At 41.7% G+C, this 21,217-nt stretch carries 19 protein-coding genes; 6 read left to right on the top strand and 13 right to left on the bottom strand.

What is annotated here, in order from left to right:
- Positions 1-168 precede the first annotated feature (168 nt).
- Positions 169-1,191: a TniB family NTP-binding protein gene (locus DSM106972_RS48880; protein ID WP_170213657.1), complete on the top strand. Its 1,023-nt coding sequence runs from the start codon at positions 169-171 to the stop codon at positions 1,189-1,191.
- 1 nt (position 1,192) lies between these two features.
- Complete coding sequence (locus tag DSM106972_RS48875; RefSeq protein WP_158633025.1) at positions 1,193-1,783, top strand: TniQ family protein; 591 nt, start codon at positions 1,193-1,195, stop codon at positions 1,781-1,783.
- Positions 1,784-2,439: 656 nt separating this feature from the next.
- On the opposite strand, the gene DSM106972_RS48870 is transcribed toward DSM106972_RS48875, so the two are convergent.
- From DSM106972_RS48870 to DSM106972_RS48860, 3 genes are all read right to left on the bottom strand, one after another.
- Complete coding sequence (locus DSM106972_RS48870) at positions 2,440-2,814, bottom strand: hypothetical protein (protein WP_127087489.1); 375 nt, start codon at positions 2,812-2,814, stop codon at positions 2,440-2,442.
- Between the two features lie 141 nt (positions 2,815-2,955).
- Positions 2,956-3,459 carry a helix-turn-helix domain-containing protein gene (locus DSM106972_RS48865; protein ID WP_233787569.1) on the bottom strand — a complete coding sequence of 168 codons (504 nt, stop codon included), beginning with the start codon at positions 3,457-3,459 and terminating at the stop codon, positions 2,956-2,958.
- Between the two features lie 318 nt (positions 3,460-3,777).
- The gene (locus DSM106972_RS48860; RefSeq protein ID WP_127087488.1) at positions 3,778-4,116 is read right to left on the bottom strand and encodes a peptidase inhibitor family I36 protein; all 339 of its coding nucleotides are present in this window, start codon (positions 4,114-4,116) and stop codon (positions 3,778-3,780) included.
- 266 nt (positions 4,117-4,382) lie between these two features.
- On the opposite strand from DSM106972_RS48860, the gene DSM106972_RS48855 reads away from it, so the two are divergent.
- The 4 genes from DSM106972_RS48855 (at position 4,383) to DSM106972_RS48840 (ending at position 11,137) form a co-directional block, all read left to right on the top strand.
- Positions 4,383-5,051, top strand: a complete 669-nt coding sequence (locus tag DSM106972_RS48855) for a response regulator transcription factor (RefSeq protein ID WP_127087487.1) — start codon at positions 4,383-4,385, stop codon at positions 5,049-5,051.
- Positions 5,052-5,053: 2 nt separating this feature from the next.
- A complete protein-coding gene (locus DSM106972_RS48850) occupies positions 5,054-6,952 on the top strand; it encodes a CHASE2 domain-containing protein (RefSeq protein WP_127087486.1) in 1,899 nt (632 codons plus the stop codon).
- Between the two features lie 175 nt (positions 6,953-7,127).
- A complete protein-coding gene (locus DSM106972_RS48845) occupies positions 7,128-7,886 on the top strand; it encodes a DUF928 domain-containing protein (RefSeq protein WP_127087485.1) in 759 nt (252 codons plus the stop codon).
- A 20-nt stretch (positions 7,887-7,906) separates the two neighbouring features.
- Entirely contained in the window at positions 7,907-11,137 is a 3,231-nt protein-coding gene (locus DSM106972_RS48840; RefSeq protein WP_127087484.1) for a two-partner secretion domain-containing protein, read from the top strand.
- 640 nt (positions 11,138-11,777) lie between these two features.
- Here the strand turns inward: DSM106972_RS48840 and DSM106972_RS48825 are convergent.
- The 10 genes from DSM106972_RS48825 to DSM106972_RS48770 all read right to left on the bottom strand — a co-directional run.
- On the bottom strand, positions 11,778-12,377 hold the full coding sequence (locus DSM106972_RS48825; RefSeq protein WP_127087482.1) for a nuclear transport factor 2 family protein: 600 nt from the start codon (positions 12,375-12,377) through the stop codon (positions 11,778-11,780).
- A gap of 101 nt (positions 12,378-12,478) precedes the next feature.
- Positions 12,479-12,856 carry a hypothetical protein gene (locus DSM106972_RS48820; protein WP_127087481.1) on the bottom strand — a complete coding sequence of 126 codons (378 nt, stop codon included), beginning with the start codon at positions 12,854-12,856 and terminating at the stop codon, positions 12,479-12,481.
- 604 nt (positions 12,857-13,460) lie between these two features.
- Complete coding sequence (locus tag DSM106972_RS48810) at positions 13,461-14,444, bottom strand: hypothetical protein (protein WP_127087480.1); 984 nt, start codon at positions 14,442-14,444, stop codon at positions 13,461-13,463.
- 101 nt (positions 14,445-14,545) lie between these two features.
- Positions 14,546-14,902: a RidA family protein gene (locus DSM106972_RS48805; protein WP_267901241.1), complete on the bottom strand. Its 357-nt coding sequence runs from the start codon at positions 14,900-14,902 to the stop codon at positions 14,546-14,548.
- Between the two features lie 195 nt (positions 14,903-15,097).
- On the bottom strand, positions 15,098-16,063 hold the full coding sequence (locus DSM106972_RS48795; protein ID WP_127087478.1) for an MBL fold metallo-hydrolase: 966 nt from the start codon (positions 16,061-16,063) through the stop codon (positions 15,098-15,100).
- Between the two features lie 38 nt (positions 16,064-16,101).
- Positions 16,102-16,491, bottom strand: a complete 390-nt coding sequence (locus DSM106972_RS48790) for an alpha/beta fold hydrolase (RefSeq protein ID WP_233787562.1) — start codon at positions 16,489-16,491, stop codon at positions 16,102-16,104.
- Between the two features lie 104 nt (positions 16,492-16,595).
- Positions 16,596-17,048 carry a nuclear transport factor 2 family protein gene (locus DSM106972_RS48785; protein ID WP_233787561.1) on the bottom strand — a complete coding sequence of 151 codons (453 nt, stop codon included), beginning with the start codon at positions 17,046-17,048 and terminating at the stop codon, positions 16,596-16,598.
- Positions 17,049-17,157: 109 nt separating this feature from the next.
- A complete protein-coding gene (locus DSM106972_RS48780) occupies positions 17,158-17,910 on the bottom strand; it encodes a glucose 1-dehydrogenase (RefSeq protein WP_127087477.1) in 753 nt (250 codons plus the stop codon).
- A gap of 625 nt (positions 17,911-18,535) precedes the next feature.
- The gene (locus tag DSM106972_RS48775) at positions 18,536-19,690 is read right to left on the bottom strand and encodes an FAD-dependent oxidoreductase (protein ID WP_127087476.1); all 1,155 of its coding nucleotides are present in this window, start codon (positions 19,688-19,690) and stop codon (positions 18,536-18,538) included.
- A gap of 185 nt (positions 19,691-19,875) precedes the next feature.
- The coding region (locus tag DSM106972_RS48770) for an FAD-binding oxidoreductase (protein ID WP_148129286.1) at positions 19,876-21,217 on the bottom strand (1,342 nt) is incomplete at its 5' end.

Here is a 21,217-nt window from a genome sequence, read left to right as displayed (position 1 = left end):
TAGTCGTATTTGAAGAAACTCTGCGCTCCCACTTGACCGCTATTCCTTGCCCAAAGCCAATTTAAGATGCGTTTGCCCTGCCAGACTTGGCAGCTAATAAAACTGATGATTGGGAGCCTAATTTATCAGGTTGGGATGTGAGTTACGGTTTACCTAAGTGAGGAAAAAATGCAATCTACCCAACAACCTTTACAAGAAATGTCATTAAAGCAGAGGTTAAACATGGTTAATAGCCTCTACATCTTTTATCCTCGATTTAAGGATATTTTGTCTGCTATAGAGTACTGCCATCATTTTTCTTATTGTAAAGATGAGCCGGAGTGTATGTTTCTTGGTGGACAAAGTGGAGTAGGAAAAACCACTATTTATAAAACTTATGCTAGTAAGTATCCTAGGCAAATCAATTCAGAAGGAACAACTGTTCCAATACTAGCTGTGACAATTCCCGCGCCAGCAACAGTAAAGACTGTTGTGACCAAAATGTTGTGGGAGCTTGGCGACCCTGCTTATGATAAAGGTTCAATAGGTAATCAGACGATTCGCCTAATTGGTTTACTGGATAATTGTGGGGTTGAATTGATAATATTGGATGAATTCCAACATTTCATTGACCGCGAATCAGATAAAGTTTTGAGAACTGTTTCTGATTGGTTAAAAACTTTAATTCTAGAAACTAATTTACCTATTATTTTAATTGGCTTACCAGAATCTGAACAAGTTCTAAAATTAGAATCTCAATCTCAACTTAGTAGGAGATTTGCAAATCGTTGCTACTTGTATCCTTTTTCATGGCAAGAAGATGGAGGAAAAGAGTTTCGGACTTTTCTCAATTTATTGTCATCGAAAATACCCCTGGTTGAAACGTTTGATTTATCAGATGAATACACAGCCAGAAGAATTTACTATGCCTCAGATGGAATTGTTGCTTATGTTATGAAGTTAATTCGTTATGGAACTTATTTGGCTTTACAACGAAATCAAGAGAAACTCGATTTGTCAATAATTGCTACTGCTTTTGAAAAATATGTTCAAGCAGATAAACCAGGTAAAGTTAACCCTTTTCTTTTTGATAACTTTGAAATAAATTCAGTAAATAAATCAACTGTAGAATTAGAAATTGGTGCTACCAATAACCGTATAAAATCCAAATCTAAAAAAAAATCTGCCTCTAATATCTTAAGGAATAAGTAAATTGTCTAATCACTTTAAAACATTGCTACGTACTCCAATTCCCTATAAAGATGAAAGTTTAGCAGGCTACATCCTACGTTTGGCTGAAATTAATTACTATCAGTCTCCTAACTGGATTTTAAATCTTGCTGGATTGAAAACAAATAAAGGAATTTATCTCTATGATAATCTATTAGAAAATACGCCTTCGCAACTTAGTAAACTGATTCGATTAGACGATAAACAATTATACCTGATGGCTTCGCTGGCTTATGAGGTAGTAAATCAATTAAATTATCTGCATTACAAAATCTATAAATACGCAATAAAACTTTGTCCTCATTGTTTAAATGAATTTAACTATTTTCGGAAAATCTGGGATTGGGATATAGTTCAAGCTTGCGCTTTACATCAGTGTAAACTCATACATCAATGTCCCAATTGTCAAAAAAAAATCAAGTGGGCAAGACCCGGAATCAGCCAGTGTAAATGTGGTTTTGATTTTCGTTGTTGTACTTCTGAAAAAGCTGACGTATATCAAGTAAATTTGTCTCTTTACATACATCAACTCGATAATAATTTTAAAAAGAGCATTGATTATGTTCAAAATTAAAACAAATATTGCTAATTTTTACATTACAATTATAAATCTCGGCAAGTAATCATTCTATCTAGGGTTTGCTGAAAACTTTATAAAACGAATCGCTCTAGCGCTCACAGTACAAAAAATGGTTATTTCGGAGGTTGACTTACAAAGCAGACCCTATAATTTTTCAGCCAAATGCATGGATTTTGAGCCATAAGGCGCCACTGAAGTGCATTTACTTGGAATCAAAATGCTTAAAACCCCTGCTTGATAGCGGTTTTAGTTCTATTCAGCAAGCCTTATGTACTCCAAAGCAAAAAAAGTCACTTTATGTGCAAAGACGAAAATCGGCGAAAGTCTTATGAGACCGTTGTTTCACTTTATGCGCGAAATCATGAGTCTGAAACCCCTATAAATTCGTTTCCAGAATTTCGCTTTATCTGCGAACCCATAAAGCTATTAACGGGTTGTTCAAAAAAGGTGCTAATACCATTTTTATATGAAGATGCATATTATTCTTAGCCCCCCGAACTCGCGGGGGGTTGGGGGGATTTTATTACTCGCAGCTTCAGATTAAATCGGTATCAGTATAGTTTTCTACTAAAACCACATTATCTTAACCTCCTAAAGCTTTCATGAAACAGGCGCCTTTGCCCTGGTATAGTGGGTCACTTAAGTGCTGCTTACGAAGTGGTACACTGAATACTTGATACTTTATTATTGAACTCAGGCTGGAGATTTACAACATTAGTTGCTCCAATAAACTGTATTCGTCGTCCTTTGAATGCTGCATCGGTGTACAGTATACATTTTCTCCCTCTGGGAATTTCGAGTGAGGAAATTTGGTCGTTAAAGCTAGCAGGAATAGTCTTACTCTTAGTAAAACATAATGAGAATGAGGCGCCACCTAGGTCTCTACTTTTGTAGAACTTTGCAGGGTTTGAACAGTTCTGTCCAAAAGCAGGTTGGCTAAAGCCCGATATAGATAAACAAGAAAGAGCGGAAATGGCTAAAGTAGTGGTAGTTGCGATAGCAGCGGTTACAAAATTAGATTTCATAGCTTTCATTCCTTTTTCTAACAAATATTGCTTTCACGTTTTTTCAAAATTCCAAGAATGGTACTTTGACCTTACATTTCAAAGTTTACTGAGTTCTAATGCTTAAATTATTTCAAATTCTTATGGTATTTTGTTAGATTTTTATGATAAGGAGCGAACCTGTTTTGGTGTCATACCTGTAAATCGTTTAAACTGTTGTGTTAAATGACTTTGGCTAGAAAAACCTACTTGTAATGCAATGTCTGAAATTGCTAAATCTGTTTTCGACAGCAGCATTTTCGCACGTTCCACCCGTTGTTGAATCACATACTGGTGCGGAGAATTACCTGTAGTACCTTTGAACAAACTGGCAAAATAAGTGGGGCTGATATTGACGACTTCTGCAATTTGTACTAACGATAAATCTTCGTCAAGGTGAGTGTGAATATAATCGAGTGCTTGCTGCAATTGAGCGCCAGTTAAGGTTTTATTATCAGATGAAATAATTTGCGCTTTGGTAGAATAGTGTCGCAGTAAATGAATTACCAACACCTGAGTTAAAGATTCAACGTATAACTTACCCATAACTTCACCTGACTCCAATTCGCTATATAGCAGCATCGCAATATTCTTCGCGCATAAATCATGCTTAACGAAATCACTCACAAGGCTGCTTTTTATACTTCAATCTACTATCTAATAAAGTAATATTAATCGCGCTAATATTTTCATTTAGCGGCTTTTACCTCTAAATGGAAGATATAAGATATCAAATATTAGATAATTTAAGTATAAATAACTGGACTCCCCTTATGTTTCCATAAATGGAAATAAATGGAAAATTGAAGGCGCCTAATACGTCAGTTTTAATATTGACATCATGTCCGGTTGATTGTCCAAAGTTGTAGAGACGCAAAATTTACCTTCGGTACACTCCGTGAATGCGTCTCTACAACTTTGGTAAGCAAGCCCTACAGAGTACAACTAACGAACTGCTCTTAGAGATGAGACTCTATTATTGAGCCGTCCAAGATTTCCACGAGCTTCATCTGGACCTATTTCAATAAATGCACCCGTAAAGTTTTTACCTTCGTAAAATCTCCACTTCTGACCATTATTGACTTGAATCGCTGAAGCTCTGTTGTTAAATCTACCCAAATCTGGCACGGCTTTATTTGTCTCAAATGATGCTCCTCTACCAATTTTCTGATCCCACAAAATCACATCTGGTACGCCTTGTGCCAATACATTTGTTTGCTGAATGGCGCCGACCATCAAACTAGCACCTAAAACTGCCAAAACCTTCAATTTAGTCGTTAACATTGTTTTTTCTCCTTCTTTTATCTATCTGAAGTGTACTGAGTTTCAATACTTGACTGCTTTCAGATTCTTACAATAATTTGTTAGTTTTTTATAATAAAAACAAGTTTTAATTAAATTCATTTTGTGTTTCCATTTTTGGAAAACCAACTACCAAATCTGGAAATTAATTTGCATTATCAAGTAATTCATTTTGTTACATGTTGGTTTAGACTATCGTTATTCTGACTAAAATATATAAATTATGTGATATTTGGAAACTATAGCTTATGAGCCGAAACACAAACGATTCGAGTAAGCAGATATTTTTGGTTATCGATGACCATGAGGCAATATTAGAGGGTACAGTCCCAGCTTTAAAGCGTACTTACCCTTCATCTGAGATTTTGACAGCAAAAGACGTACAAACTGCTCAAATGCAGCTAAGTTACCATCCAACGCTAGTTATAATAGATTTAAGTTTACCAGCAAAACCTCATGCTCCTGCAAGTCCAGAAGTCGGGATGCAGTTCCTTAAAACTATAATTGAAAGTAAGCTGGCTCCAAATATTTTAGTACTGAGTACAAACATTAAACCCCTTATACAGTTAAAGCCTATGATTAATTCATACGAGGGTGGATTTGCTGCAATGGATAAATCGCTACCAATACAGGAGATGCTTAGATTAATTGATTTGGCTTTGCGAGGTTCAATATACCTACCACCCCAGTTGCGGTCACGTTCTGAGTTTGACCGCAAATGGTTAGAAGTTTTAACGCTTAAATTCCAAGAAGGTCTAACCGATAAAGCGATTGCCGAACGTATGCAACTTAGCGACCGTACTATCCGTAACTACTGGGTTCGACTACAAGATGCTTTGGGTGTTTACGATGAACCAGATAAGGAATTAAGAATTCAAATTGAAATTACCGCGCGCAAGTTAGGGTTAATTAACTAGTTATGTTGAAAATTCTGATTAGAGCAGAAATTTTGCGTAAATTTGCACTACCAGGATTAGCAGTGATAGCCTGTATTATATTCGTTCGGCTAACGGGTTCTTTGCAACTATTAGAGTGGATAGCTTTTGATAATTTTCTACAGTTACGTCCACCCGAAGCATCCGACCCAGAGGTTGTAATTGTTGGAATTAACGAAGATGATATCAGAACCGTTGGGAAATATCCTATCCCCGACCGAGATTTAGCTCAATTGTTAACAATTATTCAAAGTTATAAACCTGCAGCTATCGGATTAGACATTTTTAGAGATTTAACTTATAGTCCTGACCGAGCAATATTGAGCAATATTCTTGAAAATAGCCCTAATTTAATTGGAATTGAAGCAGCTTTAAACACTCGTTCTTCCTTAGTTGTCAAACCACCTCCAGAGTTACCACCAAATCGTATCGCAATTTCTGATGTAATTCTTGACCCGGATGGAAAATTACGACGCTGTTTACTTGCAAGTCGAGGAAATGAAAGTCAAATTAAATACTCTTTATCATTAAAGCTTGCACAATTATACTTACGCTCAAAGGGTATTTCTTTTAAACATGGCGCCCGTGCTGATTTTCCAATTTTTTTTGGTAACACTGAACTAAACCGTTTTCATTCGCATACAGGCGCCTATGTTAACGCTGCTTCAGGTGGCAATCAAATATTAATTAATTATCGTAGCAGTAAGTATCCATTTACGATTGTATCGCTTACCGATGTTTTATCAAACCGAGTTAAACCCCAGTTGATGCAAAACCGCATCGTTCTAATTGGTATGATGACAACGAGCATTAATGATACTTTTATGACTTCAGCAACTAAAGGTACTTGGCTAACTGATGTCGTAAATAGTACCGACCAATACCAGCTAATTTACGGTGTCGAATATCATGCACATGCAACAAGTCAAATTATCAACAACGTTCTCAATAAAAGACCATTCATTCAAACTTGGTTTTTTGCTTGGGACTACTTGTGGATTTTTACATGGGGTATACTAGGTATCGCAACCGGTTTACTTCTTCAATCTCCTTGGAAAACACTTCTAAGTTTAGCTCTAGCTAGCTTCTTGTTGATATTAATATGCTATTCGCTAATTGTTGTATCTTGGTGGATACCTCTTGTACCAACATTATTGGCATTGTGCGGCGCCGGCTTAACAACATCATTATTCGACCAAAACTATAGAGTTTTCATGGAACAGCGGATTTTGACGTTGAAACGTACTTATGATGCAGTTCACAATGGTCCACTCCAAACTATAGCAGCAATGCTGAGAAGTCTTGATGATAACTCGTCTAATTCTCAACTACGTATGCAGCTACAAGCTTTAAATTATGAAGTGCGGACTGTTTATGAAGTAATGAATCAAGAGCTATTATCTTGTAATAATCGCTACGTTGATACTCCAATTCCAACCTTATTATACGAAATTTACGAAAACACATTAATGCGTAGTTTACCAGGATTCGATACAATTAAAACTTATATTGCTCCTGATTTTACCCCACTTGAAGACTGTTATCTTTCCCCAGAACATAAAATAGGTTTGTGCCTTTTTTTAGAAGAAGCCTTGTGTAATGTCGGTAAACACGCAAAAAATGCAACTCGTTTAGATGTTGTTTGTAAGCGAGAGAAAAGCTTATGTATTCTACAAATTATTGATAACGGATTTAATTACCAAAGTAACTATTCAGGGGGGCGCCATGCTCAAAGCGGACGTGGCACAATTCAAGCTAAAGAATTATCAAGTAAGTTACGAGGCACATTCCAAAGAAAAGTACGTTTACCCCAAGGTATCATTTGCGAACTGACTTGGCGAGATATTAAACCTTGGTGGCAACGTATCTTGAAAAAATCTTGAATTGAAATGTTCGTTAATAAGAAAATTCGTAGGTTGGGTACAGGAACGGAACCCAACAAATTTTAACGTTACGTTGGGAACCGAGGCGCCTCCACTGAGATAATATAAGTTCTATAATAAGATACGCAGTAAACAAATGTAAAAATTGGGTGTTCTACACCTTTCTTAATTAGCTATGAATTTTCACAATTTTATAAAGTCTAGTAGGCAAGCGGTGGCTACGCTGCTAAGTATTGTATCTTTAGGAACTTCGCTATCTACAGCAATACCTTTGACGGTTTTAGCAAACACCAAAAAACCACCTCCTGACCAGGCGCCTACAAGTGGTAGGTCATCTGGAAGTCGCGGTTGTGGAACCACTGTAGCATCAAACAGCGGTCTTGCACTTATTTTACTTAGTCCAACTGACTCTCCAGCAAAAACAGTTTTAACACGTCCGACATTTGCTTGGTTTGTACGTGATAATGCATCAGTACCGATGGAATTTAGATTATATGAGCGAGAAAATAATAGTTACAAGCTTGTTAAAGAAATTAAAGGTAATACTTTTAAAAGCACTTCTGGAATTACAGTACTAACACTTGCCCTATCGGCGCCTTCCTTAGAGGTTGGTAAGCAGTATCGCTGGCAGGTAGCGTTAGTTTGCGACTCCAATCGTCCATCTGGTAATTTATTTGCTTCCTCAGATATTCAAGTTGCACCAATACAGCCAAGTTTAAAAAGTCAACTAGAACGTGTACGCGATAATTTGGGACAAGCAAAGCTATACGCTCAAGAAAATCTTTTGTTTGATGCTCTAGGAATTGTTTTAAAGTATCCAGGCAATGAAACTCAATTCAAAGACTTTCGCTTATCTTTATTTAATAATATAACGGCGCATAATCCTGAACTACAGGTGCTATACAATAGTACAATTCGTTCTGTAGAGCGTTAAGTATATAAAGGGGTAAGTACATGATAAGAATTATACATTTTTCCTTTTTGTATAGTTTAGTAATATCACTTCTTGGTAATCTTTTGTACCCCAATAATTTATATGCTCAAATTCTCCCAGATCAAACGCTTCCGAATAACTCGAATGTCAAATTAGACGGTAGTAGTAGAACTATATCAGGTGGAACAACAGTAGGCGCCAATTTATTCCATAGTTTTTCAGAGTTCTCTGTTCCCACTGGCAAGTCAGCTTATTTTAATAATAATTTAAATATTGAGAATATATTAACGCGCGTCACGGGTAAGTCAATTTCTAATATAGATGGATTAATTCGCGCCAACGGTACAGCAAACCTATTTTTAATTAATCCAAATGGAATAATATTTGGTCCGGACGCGCGCTTGGATATTGGTGGTTCATTTACTTCAACAACTGTAGGCATAAAGTTTTCTGATGGAAGCATCTTCAGTGCCACTGATACTAGGGCATTACCTTTACTGAAAATAAATCTTACACCTGGTTTACAGTATGGAGTTAGTCAAAAGGCAGCGACTATTAAGAATAGTGGAAATTTGGCGCCAGGTCAAAATCTAACGCTAGTAGCTGATAAACTAGATTTAACTGGACAGTTACAAGCTCCGAAAGATTTAACGCTACTAGCTACCGATACTGTAAAAGTCCGAGATAGTCTAACGGCGCCATTTCTTGCTACTTCAGGTGGTAATCTTACCATTCAGGGCAATCAAGGTATTGATATATTAGCAATAAATCATCCAAAGTTGGCGCCTATAGTAAGTAATGGCAATTTAAACTTGATCAGTGATGGTATTATTTCCGGAGACGCACGCTTTGTTAGTGGTTCGGGTTTATCCATAAGAAGTACATCGTCACAGTTAGCAAATTTTGTTAGTAAGCATGACCCAATAATCAGTGCTAACGGTAATGTTGATGTTGCTGCTAATTATACAGGAGCATCGCTATTAGTTGAAAGTAAGGGTAATATACGGTTGCAGGGTAATGTTAATATAACTAGACCATTAACTAATTTACCTGCTGAAAGAGATACGGAAATTTTAAACACAAGTACAGCATTAATTTTGCGCTCAGGTCAAAAAACTTTAGCTTATGGAGGCGTTAATTACGGTAATTCACCTACTTTTAGCACAGAAAATGTCCCCGAAGGAATAACACTAGGTGGAAATGTAACATTACAACCATTTAATGGTGTTGGAGGGATAGTTGACTTAAGCGCAGCATCAGGAAATGTAAGCACTCAAAAAATTTTTACGAACGGTGGCGCAATCAATATTAATAGTGCTGGGACAATTAATAGTGCTGACACAATTTATACTAATGGACAACAACTAGATACTGTCAATAACGCTCAAAATGGAGGTGACATTAATCTAATAGCTTTAGAAGACATTACCGTTAATGGTTTGTACTCTCACTCGTACTTGAAATCTGGAGACATTAGCCTGATTAGTAAAAACGGAGAAATTCGGGTTAACGGAAATATCAGAAGTTCTACTTATGGCAAAAACAGAGCAGGAGATATTAACATCAATGCACAATCAATATATATTAACCCTATAGAAATTCGTGCTAGTACCTTTGCACAAGGGGATGCAGGCAATGTGAATATCAATGCTCGCAAAAATGTTAACTTTAATCAAAGTCGAGTATTAACCACTGTAAGAGAAGGGGCAACAGGCAAGGGAGGTAACATTAACATTACAGCTAAAGATGTGCTTGTCAGTAATGGTTCACAATTAAATACCGTTACTCTTGGGAAGAAAGATGCAGGTAACGTTAATATAAATGCCGATACGGTTACCTTTGATGGATATTATGATACTTTCTATAGTGGCATATCAACAGGCTCCACAGGTGAAGGTGCTAGTGGCAGCATTAATATTACAGCAAATTCGCTTTCTATTACCAATGGCGCCGCACTAAATTCTGAGGCTGAGGGGGGTAGACGAAAACCGTCAGGAGACATTAACTTAAATATCAAAGGCACAATCTTAATAACTGGTGGTGGCGATACTCGACGAGCAAGTAGAATTACTTTAGGCTTACAGGGAGGAGTAGAAAGTAGGAGTGGAAACCTTAACCTTCAAGCTGGTTCATTAATACTAAAAGACGGCGGTTATATCACGAACAGAATTCGAGATGGGGCAGAGGGAAACGGAGGTAATATTTACATTAAAGCAAATTCAGTTGATATCTCTGGCATTATTAACCCCAGCGATAAAGTTGTTGGTGGAATATCTACTAGTAGCAGTAGCGATTTTGCTGCTGGCAATATAATTACTGGCAATATAATTATTGATACTAACACCTTAAATCTAGAAAACTCTGGGTATCTCCTCACTTCTACATTTGGTAGTGGTAAAGCAGGTAATATTACAGTAAATGCTTCAAATGTAAAAATATCTGGTTCCAATAGTGGTTTATTTGCCAGCAGCGCAAATTCTGGTTTCGCTGGCAACTTAACTATAGATGCTAACTCAATGTTGCTAGATAATGGCGCCAAAATAACTGCTGATACGACTGGTAGTGGTGGAAATATATTTCTCAATTCACCTTTACTATTATTACGTCGAGGTAGCAGTATAACTACTAATGCAAGTGGTAATAATATTACTGGCGGTAACATTAATATAAATGCCAAAAATGGCTTTATTGTTGCTGTTCCTTCAGAAAATAGCAATATTCGAGCAGATTCAGCTAACTTTCGCGGCGGAAATGTTATTATTGAGAATATCGCGGGAATCTTTGGTATTGATGCAAGCAATAATCCATCAGATAATGTAAGTGAGATTACTGCCAAAGGCGCCACTCCACAATTGAGTGGTAATATACAGATTCCTATACCTATTGTTGATCCTAGTAAAGGTTTAGTTGAACTTCCTGTTAATTTAGTCGATGCCTCTAACCAAATTAAGAGTGTATGTACTCCCAATAATCCTAAACTTGATAGTACTTTTATTGTAACTGGTCGCTCCGGTTTACCTGTCACTCCAAATGAACTATTACAAGATCAAAGTACTGGTTTTGATTGGATGATGTTTCCTGCCAAACTAGAATCAAATACAACGAGAATAAATAAGCCTTCCGGACTGGCAGTGGCGCCGACTATTATAGAAGCTTCAGGTTGGGTAACTGACAAAAATGGCAATATAGAATTAGTAGAGGGAGACGCTATTAAAACCTTAAATTATAGACATTGTATAAATGCAGGATGAATTTAGGTTCAAGTTATTCTCCACCGAGAGGCTCAGGGGGGAATTCGATTTGCACCCCTTCTATTATTGCCAGTGTTTGGTGGAGAAAATTTAGCATTTCTAGATTTTGTACTCTCAGAGCGAAGTGATGCGGACTCGGAGCAGAGGATGGTGTTGCTGAACTTGCCTAAGCACCGTCGAAAGTTGCTCGGAACTAAACTGCCCCTGAAGTTTCGCAACGGTGACAAAATCTATCGGATAAAACTGGTTGTAGAGCCAATATAAATGTTCAAATGCGCCTAAATACCGTTCCATGAGGGACTCCTATTGCTATCCTCGGTTTGTTGGATCTCAAGACAGATAAATGATAAGTAATGGTGTTGCTAGTCAGGGATTCTCCTGATTTTCCATTAGAACTGGTTGAGCGATAAAGGAGTTCTCCTGATTGTTTAGTTTTCCAGATATTGACGTTGTATGCCTTCGCATTGCAAGCTACGGCAAACAAACCCCACTAGGGGGGATACTGTGCAGCTTCTGAAAAGCCCTCATATCAAAAAGACACCTGCGCTCAAAGTCTCCCTATTGCTAGTTTTAAGCACTGTTGCATAAGATTACATAGGTTTAATAGAGCGCAAGTTAGAACATTAATGTTTGCTGGCTTTTACACTTGATTGTAATTATAGGCGCGATCTATTAATGTGTTTGAGGGCAAGTTTGGATCGATTGCCTTACGCGCACTGTCAACGCCTACAACGGGCAGCGTCTCCGGATCGAGCAAGCCAAGTTGAACCAATACGCTCGCTTGATCCCAGTAGATGTGTTCGTGGGCTAGCTTGCCGTCGCGGAACTGGACAATCGCTACCAATGCCACTTCAACCCGTTTAAGAGTCGGAGCAATGCCGGGTACCATCCAGTCCATGCGGATGGTATGAGTGAATTTAACCAGCATTTCATCGACAAGCCGATCGGTTCCAATCGTGCGCGAGATTGGGGTTAGCTCCATGTCTTTTGGTATTTGTGGAATGCCGTATTTGGAATAAAACTCGCGCAGTGCTGGTTTCCCTACTCCCCCAGTCATTACCGGAATGTCATTAACATAAGCATCCTCAACCATCGTGGCAAGAGTATCTTCAGTACTGTGAGTGCCAAACTCGTGTCGCAGATGCTCTTCCCAAAGTTCTTGCAAAAATTTCTGGGCTGGTGTCAGGTCGGTAGTTGCTTGTAAAGAAGCTTGTTCGTCTATAGTTCGCTCTGTTACCATGTTCGATTCTCCTAGTTTTATCTATCCTTAGTGTATTAAGTCCCACTGTCTGACTTCTTTCAGATTCTTACAACGATTTATCAAATTCTTATGGTGTTGAACTAACGTTTCGTACACGCATATCGCCGTTGGATAGTGTTGTTTTTGTAAACTTCTAGTGTTCCAGATTGCTGGCTATCCAATGTTCCATCCCAAACCAAGTATTGATGATTACCCTTCTGAAACTTGTAAACTCGAACGCCTTCCGTTGCTTGGCTTGTTCCTCTTCCCAAACTCAATTTTCCATTGGAACTGGTTGAGCGATAAAGGAGTTCTCCTGATTGTTTAGTTTTCCAGATATCGACGTTGTATCCGCCTTCGCATTGCAAGTTAAGGAGCAAATTAGCTGTGGAATCTGCTGATGCAGGCAGGGCGAAATGAAGTATCATACTGATTGCCAAAGCTGGAAGAATTGTGGAATAATTTAGGAATGCTTTCATGGTGTTCTCCCTTTTCTGAACGTTGATGAGCTTCCCTTAGCATTGATATCTTTGTATTGATATGACATGTTCAATGTTCAGAATTTACTTGCCATGTAATAACAATGATTTCTGCAAAAAGTAAAACAACTAATAGCCCCGAAAAAGCTCGCATTCCGGGCTTCCATTGTCCAGTTCTGACTTTGAGCATCCCAGATCATCGAAACAATCTTTATTCCAATTCCCAACCAGGGCATAATTACCACTGAATTCTGTCTGCGATAGAAGTTGAGCGTCTTCTCACGCCAAAATGGGAAGGTATCGAGGATACAAACGAGATAGGACGCTCCTGCATTAATTAACAAGCTTGTTTTCAGACTTGAAGGTAGGTTTGGGTACCCAAGCGCAATCGCCGTCAAACAAACTCCCAGCGCGAGATACAGGAAAGTAAACAAGGTAAATCGCTTCATTCTTTCTCCTATAAAATACCCAGTTCTTGGTTCACGCAGACGATACCGACCACGCTCGGCGCCACCGCCAGTTGAGATTCGCTCTATTTAACTAGAACCAGGAAACGCAGTTCTAAATTTCACTGCCTGCTATTTCCGATAAAGCTTATTCTCGGTTAGTTAGAGTTTTCGTAGATAGTTGCTCCCGCACTGCGGAGTTCATCCAAGAACCATTTGGTATCCGAGAGTAGTTCGGGTAGGTAAAGCCCAGAGCGAGCAGGAGAACGAGCGTTCAGTCCCAGTACCGACGCGAGAGAAAGAACGACGCTCAGACCTGTGAGTGAGGCTGTGCCATGCTTGAACGTAAGCATTGATCGCGAACGCTTCGTTCGACCATCGGACTCGCCCTCGATCTCGACGATGATCTCGGTCGCTGCCTCACCGCCCACACGAAAGCTGGACGATTCACCATTCACGAGATCGAAGCGTACATCTGCTGCCCCGGTGGCGGCATGGAGACTTACGGTATCGAACGTGGAAAATGCGGTGGCATTGAGCGATCTACCATCGACTGATTCGACCTTGCCCTTTGCGGCATCGCCGGACAGCCATACGCGGCGCCCATTCTCGAATACCAGTGCGGCGGGAGCAGCCCCATGTACCCGCTCCATGTCTTCTAGAGCCGCTGGACCGACTGAATCCTTCTCATCAACGATTGCTCCGAACCTGATGGAGCGGACAATCTCGAAGCCTTTGGCACTGTTGAGTGCCAGAAACGTAGCCGCACCAGCCATCCAATGACTGGCGAGTACGACGGGTGCTGCAGTTGCACGATGCGCGAACAGCGCCAATTCGGGACCGATTTCGGTAAGGGCAGCGTTGATGTTCAGGTAAGGAATGCCCAAGTCCTGTGCGTAGCTCAAGCCTTTGAGTCCGGCTTCGGGAGCCAACATAACCACAGCAGAAGAAGCAATATCATCATCGAGTCCTAACCGAGGCTTATCGAGATCAATGGCGACGGCTTCGGCAGCACCAACCTCCTGGGCGACCTTGCTTGCCGCTTGCAGGTTCCGACCTCCGACAAGTACTGGAATGTCGGGATGCCGTGAGCGGAACCACCTTACGGCAGTACGCCCTACGAAACCCGATCCAAAGAGCAAAAAGTATCTGTGCTGTCGTCATAAAGTTAGAAGCGCGTTCGTGGTCAAAAACAAGGGTTGGTTCTTTATTTTTCTCTGACATCTGAATCTCTCCATAGGTTTTAGCTCGTGATTGCAGTAACGCGGATCTCAATACGCATTGTTGGAAGTCCAAGAGCTGCAACTCCTACCTCTGTCCAAATGGGGGCATGGTTGGGCATGTAATGACGAAGTAGCTTGACCATCTCATCGTTAACCTCCGGAGGAAACCCGCCAACATGGTAAGAATTAACGTGGACAACATGCTCCCAACCCGCACCAGCAGTCGCCAAGGTTCGCTCTACGTTCCGAAATGCCTGAGCAATTTCATCTGCGAGCGATTTGGGAATTTGTAGATTGTCATCCCAGCCACCTTGACCGGATGTCTCCACTCGATCGCCAATTTTTACCGCTTGCGAGAAATGCAATTCATTCAGCATGTATTTGCCATAACCGGGAGTAACAAAAAACTTGGGCTGATTCATGGTGTTCCTTTGTGTAGTACTTTTGAATCAATCGAGTTTGCCATAAGTAGCAATCGTCTTCTCTACTAACGCTTTAATATCTGCTTCACTACTGACCTCTGAATGGACGTATAAACATGAGGGCGCCCATTTCACATTGCTATGAATCCTTTAGGGTTCACGCCAGCGGTAATCCACTGGCACCCAGGCATAACCTTGATCTGCTGCCATTATGTGTCCAACGCCGGGAAAGGGCAAATGTGCGCCTGCTATCAAAATTCGGGATGCTTCCGCTCTCGCAAACTGTTTTTTGCGTTGTGCCGCAGCAGCATTGGCATCGACATCATAAGCAACTGTAATTTCTGGCTTGGGAAATTGCACCGAAGCAAAGTGAACAATATCGCCCCAAAACTCGATGCTCTCGCCCTTGCTTGCCGCCACATAGCAGCTATGACCAGGAGTGTGTCCGGGTGTGGGATGCGCGGTGATTCCCGGTAGCAGGGCTGTCTTGCCAGAAAACGATTTCACCTTGCCTGCATCTAAATAAGGTTTGACAGTTTTCGTGGCTTCGTCAAAGTACTTTTCAGCAACGTTGAATCGCGTGGCATTCACTCGATCAAACCAGAAATCGACATCTGGCTTGCCGACATAGAGCGTGGCGGCAGGAAACACCCGTTTCCCCTGTTCGACCAGCCCCCCACTATGATCGGTATGAATATGAGTCAGAAGAATTGCATCAATTTCGTTAGGTGTGTAGCCTGCTGCCTTTAACGATGTTTGAAGCTTGCCGCCCAGTTTTGGACCAAAAAAGGTTCCGGCTCCTGTGTCCACGAGTACTTGTTGATCTCCAGTGTCGATCAAGAAAGCATTAATCGATGCCTCGACAGGATTAGTCAGAAAGTTTTTCTGAAGCAGGCGATCGGTTTCTGTTGGATTCGTATTCGACAGTAGCGTATGTAGATCCTGAGGGAGTGTGCCGTCGCTCAGGACTGTAATTGTGAAATCACCTAACTTGAATGGATAGATACCCGGCACTTGAGCGATCGCACTTTTGCCTGGTGCTATCGTTGGAAAGCTACAAGAGGTCACAATTATTAGCACTGTGGTTGCAACCGCTATCATCAGTCTATAAAACATATTAGAACCCTTTTAGCGATGAAGGACTCGATAGATAATTACCCCTGAAGAAAGTCCAATAACACGGGATTGACCTGATCAGCATGAGTCCAATTGATGGCGTGTGGTCCGCCAGGGATGACAACAAGTTGACTGTTTTTAATTAGCTTCGGGAGTCTCGCTGCGGTGGACTCAAGTGGCAAAATGCGATCGCTATCTCCATAAATAATCAGGGTTGGCACGTCAATGCGGGGCAGATCATCGCGAAAATCAGTGAGCCAGGACGGTACACAATCTAAAGTCGCTTTCGCAGAAGTCCCTACAGCCACAGCCCAACTTGCCTGAATTGCTTCATTACTAATCCGCTCACCCAGCAACACATCCACATTAAAGAACGCTTTGAAAAATTCAGAAAAGTAAGCTGGGCGATCTTCAACGATCGCTTTCATAATGCCATTGAAAAATAGATCGCCTTACGCGCGCTGTCAACGCCCACAACGGGCAGCGTACCCGGATCGAGCAAGCCGAGTTGAACCAATACACTCGCTTGGTCTCAGTAGATGTGTTCATGGGCTAGCTTGCCATCACGGAACTGAACGATCGTTACCACGGGCACTTCAACCCGTTTTCCTGTCGGAGCAATGCCAGGTAGCATCCAGTCCATCCGAACGGTATGAGTGAACTTAGCCACCATTTCATCGACGAGCTGATCGGTTCCGATCGTGCGCGAGATCGGGGTTAGCTCTATGTCCGGTGGCATCTGCGGAATGAAGTATTTGGAATAAAACTCGCGTAGTGCTGGTTTTCCGACTCCCCCAGTCATTACTGGAATGTGGTTAACGTAGGCATCCTCAACCATCGTGGCGAGAGTGTCTTCGGTGTTGTGAGTGGCAAACTCGTGCCGCAGATGCTCATCCCAGAGTGCTTGCAAGGCTTCCTGAGCGGGTGTCAGGTTGGGGATTGCCTGTACATTTGCTTGTTTGTCTACTGTTTGCTCGTTGACCATGTTAGATTCTCCTGAGTTCTATCTAAACTGTTTCGACTCTGTTCGATGGGAAGTTTATAGATGAACTTTTACACGGGATCGGGTAGTGCTTTTTAACGAGGAAGCGATCTTAGATTTGTGCCATGCCACCATCGACGAATAGCTCAATGCCGTTGACAAAGCTGCTGTCATCGGAAGCGAGAAAGACAACACCTTTGGCGATTTCGTCAGGCGTGCCGACTCGTCCCAATGGAATATTTTTAGCTTGGCTCTCCACAAATTCTTTCGCCTGCTCTTCACTGAATCCAAACTGATCGTAACCAGGAGTCGGAACCACGCCAGGACTAATAGCATTCACCCGGATTTTGCGTTCTTTAAGGTCGAGTGTCCAGTAGCGGGCAAACGATCGCACGGCAGCTTTGGTGGCGCCGTAAACGCTGAAGGCCTTTGTGCCAACGATGGAAGCAGTTGAGGCATTCAGGATGATGGAAGCGCCCTCTGGTATCAGCGGCAGTGCCTTCTGCACAGTGAAAAGTAAACCCTTGACATTGGTGTTGAATGTTTTGTCAAAGTGTTCTTCGCTGATCGATCCGAGCGGGATGGGTTGTCCAAGGCCAGCATTCGCAAAGATCACATCCAAGTGACCTTGCTTTTGCTCGATCGTGGCGTAAAGACGATCGAGGTCTGCCAGATTTGAGACATCGCCCTGAATGCCCATAACGTTTTTACCAATCTCGTTTACAGCAGCATCAAGTTCAGTCTGACGACGACCCGTGATAAAGACATAGGCACCTTCGGCGACAAATCGCTTGGCAGTAGCAAGCCCAATACCGCTGGTGCCACCCGTAACGAGGGCGACTTTGCCTGAGAGTTTTTGTGACATGGTGTTCTCCTGGTCGAGTTTAGGGATTCACATACAAAACCGTCTTACCTGAAAATTTGCGCTACATGTGAGGAAGTTTGTATGGGATTTTCCTGATTCTTTATACCGAAAGCGTACTAAATTCCAATGCTCAACTTCTTTCAGATTCTTACAACATTTTATCAAATTCTTATGATGTTATAGGTTGAAAACGGGAGCAATGCGATTTTGTTAAATTAGCCCAAGAGTTGGTACATGCAAAAAATTATTTTCAGTACAAAATTTTATTTAATACACTACAAACAGTATTAATACTGAATTAAGCTCAAACATAAAATTATTTTATTATATAACTATAAAATACAAAAGGCTTAATTACATGAATATACAAACTAATATAAAATTACTAAAAAACACTTTAAAAAGCGAGGGCATAGCTACGCTATGCCGAGCGCACGGGCGCCTTGAATCAAAAATTATAAACTCAAAAATGCGGTAGTTGCAGCGTATATGACGGATGTTACCATACTTTATTAAAAATGTTCAAAAAAAGGTAGGATTACTGAGTAGCAATAGTTTAATAGCTCGGATGCGCCTACCATGACAAAATATATATATCCAACTTTAGATTTAAGCAAATCAGGCTTTATGACGATTGGTATTGGTTATAGCTATAGAGCCATGCTTCAAAGTCATTTTGACTCATTTGAGATGGTTTCATCATTTTAGTGAATGTGGTTTCACTATCAGGTTGATAAGCCCTATAACCCTGAGTAGCACTGCAATCGTAAATAACTGCTGTACGAGGAATGCGGCTGTTTTCGTAAGCGTTAAGTGCTGCCTCTATATTTGGTGCGACAAAAAGACACTCCGCCAATTCGTAAGCATCTTCAAACGCCATATTTGCGCCTTGTCCTAGAGAGGGTACAACAGGATGAGCCGCATCTCCCAAGAGCGTCACTCTGCCTTGACTCCAATATTTTAAAGGCGGTCTATCGCAAATAGGGCGCTCTACAATGTCTGCCTTGGGTGTGGCTGCGATTATTGCTTCTACAGGCTCTGCCCACTCTGCAAATGTCTCTAGAACGCGCGTCTTAGCATCGGTTGTCCGTTCATAAACATAATCGTCCGCCGATAATGCACCTGCACCCCAAAAGGTAAACCCCCCACCTACATCCATCAGCATAAAATTTTTACCATCGGGTGCTGTTATTAAAGTTGTTACGTTGGGAGACAATTGCTTGTGAAAATATTGGGTGACACCACGCCAAGACATTCGCCCTGCATAGCTAGGAAACTTATCTCCTATTAAACCCTGCCTAACAATAGAATTGATCCCATCTGCACCAATCAGCAAGTCTACCTGGACTGTTTTTCCACCTGCAAAATAGGCTTTAACACAGTTGTCCTGCTGCTCAAAGCCAACACAGCGATGCTGGAGATGAATGATTTCGGGCGGCAGTACCGATACAAGAATAGCTTGCAGCTTTGACCACTGAATGCTTAACATGGGCTGTCCATATTTCTGCATTATTTCCATTGGCTTTGACGCGATTGTCTCTCCAGTGCTGCGTTTCAAGGTCATAGTCTCGATTGGGCTGCCTGCTTTTATTAATAACTCAGCTATCCCCGGTTGAACTGCATTGAGGCTATTCAAACCGTTTGGAGTTAAGCTTAAACCTGCACCAATCGGTCGCAAAACTTTTGCTCGCTCATAGACTTGCACATTAAATCCCTTCTTTAATAGTGCATTCGCGGTAGCCAAACCACCAATCCCACCTCCAATAATTGCAATGTTCATAAAGCTTTCGTAATAATATTCGCCACGAGAAAAACGATTAGAACCTTGGTGGACATCACACTTGTAAGTATCATGCTACTGTGATAGAATTTTATTGTCTTTATTACCTAAAATTATCGTCATTGGTGTGGTAAACGCCGCTTTTAAGGTAATTTTGCTTGTCGAAAGGCGCCCAACGTCGAGTCTTACCGTGTGAGCGAATTGGGTGCGAGATGTCCAATCGTTGATCGAAACACATCATCTGGATCATATTTCTGCTTAAGATCGAGCAATCGCTCATAGTTCGACCCGAAGGCAAGCCGAACGCGCTCAATTTCATGCTCATCTAAGAGATTGATGTATCCGCCTTTGAAGGCATAAGGCGCAAGGGAGCCTGAGATGTGCTGTGCCCATTGAATATGCCGCTGCTCCGAGTCCTGTGGCTCCCAAGCTGCGATTAGCTCAACCATCAAATGATCCTGTCGCAGTGCAAAAGCAGTTTCCGACGCACCGACGCGGCTCGCGGCTCCATGAAAGTGATGCAGCGCGATGAACGAAAAGGGGGAAGAAAATGGCAGTCCCTGTTCGATCAGTGTGTCAATGATTTCAGGCTGAAACCCTTTGATAGAATGTGTTTTAGCAGAGTAGTGGCGCCCCTTCGGTGCATTCGCATCCCACTGATGAATAAATTCGTTATACGTTATGGATTGCACCTGATCGACTAGCACAGTACGAAAGGTTCGTAGGGGTGCGATTACTTGCTCACCTGCTGCGCTCTCACCACAGTAGCTCGGTAAGAGAAAGAGAACTGTCGCGCCCTCTGGCATCTGAATAAACCCAGACTGAATCGTCAATTCATCGGGGATAGTAGCCATGAAGTCGTTCAAACGGCGTAACACGGTTCTAGCTTCCCCTAGCGGATAGAGCAGCATCCCAGATAACACGGTCGTGAGTGGATGCAGGCGATACTCCAGGGAAACGACAACGCCAAAGTTGCCTCCCCCACCGCGTAGTCCCCAAAGCAGATCGGGATGTTCTTCGGCGTTTGCGGTTAGAAGTTGCCCCGAAGCAGTGACCACTTGTGCAGACAGTAGATTATCAACACCCAGCCCATACGCTCCTGTGAGAGGGCCGTATCCTCCTCCCAGGGTAAATCCAGCCATGCCAACGGCGGAGCAGTTTCCTGTCGCTGTCACCAACCCATATTGGGTAGTTGCCTCGATCAGGTCACCGATCGTTGCTCCAGCTTGAACGTGAGCTGTGCGCTGGTCTGGATCAACGGTAACAGCTTTCATCTGAGACAAATCAATCACCACGCCCTCAGACAACGCTCGTCCAGCAGTATCGTGTCCTCCCGCTCGAACTGAGAGGGGCAGCCCATGTGTCCTTGTCCAGCGAACGGTATGAATGACATCTTGTACAGTTAAACAACGAGCGATCGCAGCGGGTTGTGTTTTCACCCTACCATTCCAGAGTTGACGCACCTGTTCATAATCAGCAGCTTGAGGCAGAAAAAGCTGTCCTGTGAGCAGTGCTGCGAGATCGTTG

The organism is Dulcicalothrix desertica PCC 7102 (assembly GCF_003991905.1).
In the GTDB taxonomy this organism is placed as follows: domain Bacteria; phylum Cyanobacteriota; class Cyanobacteriia; order Cyanobacteriales; family Nostocaceae; genus Dulcicalothrix; species Dulcicalothrix desertica.
This window is presented reverse-complemented; position numbering and strand designations above follow the sequence as displayed.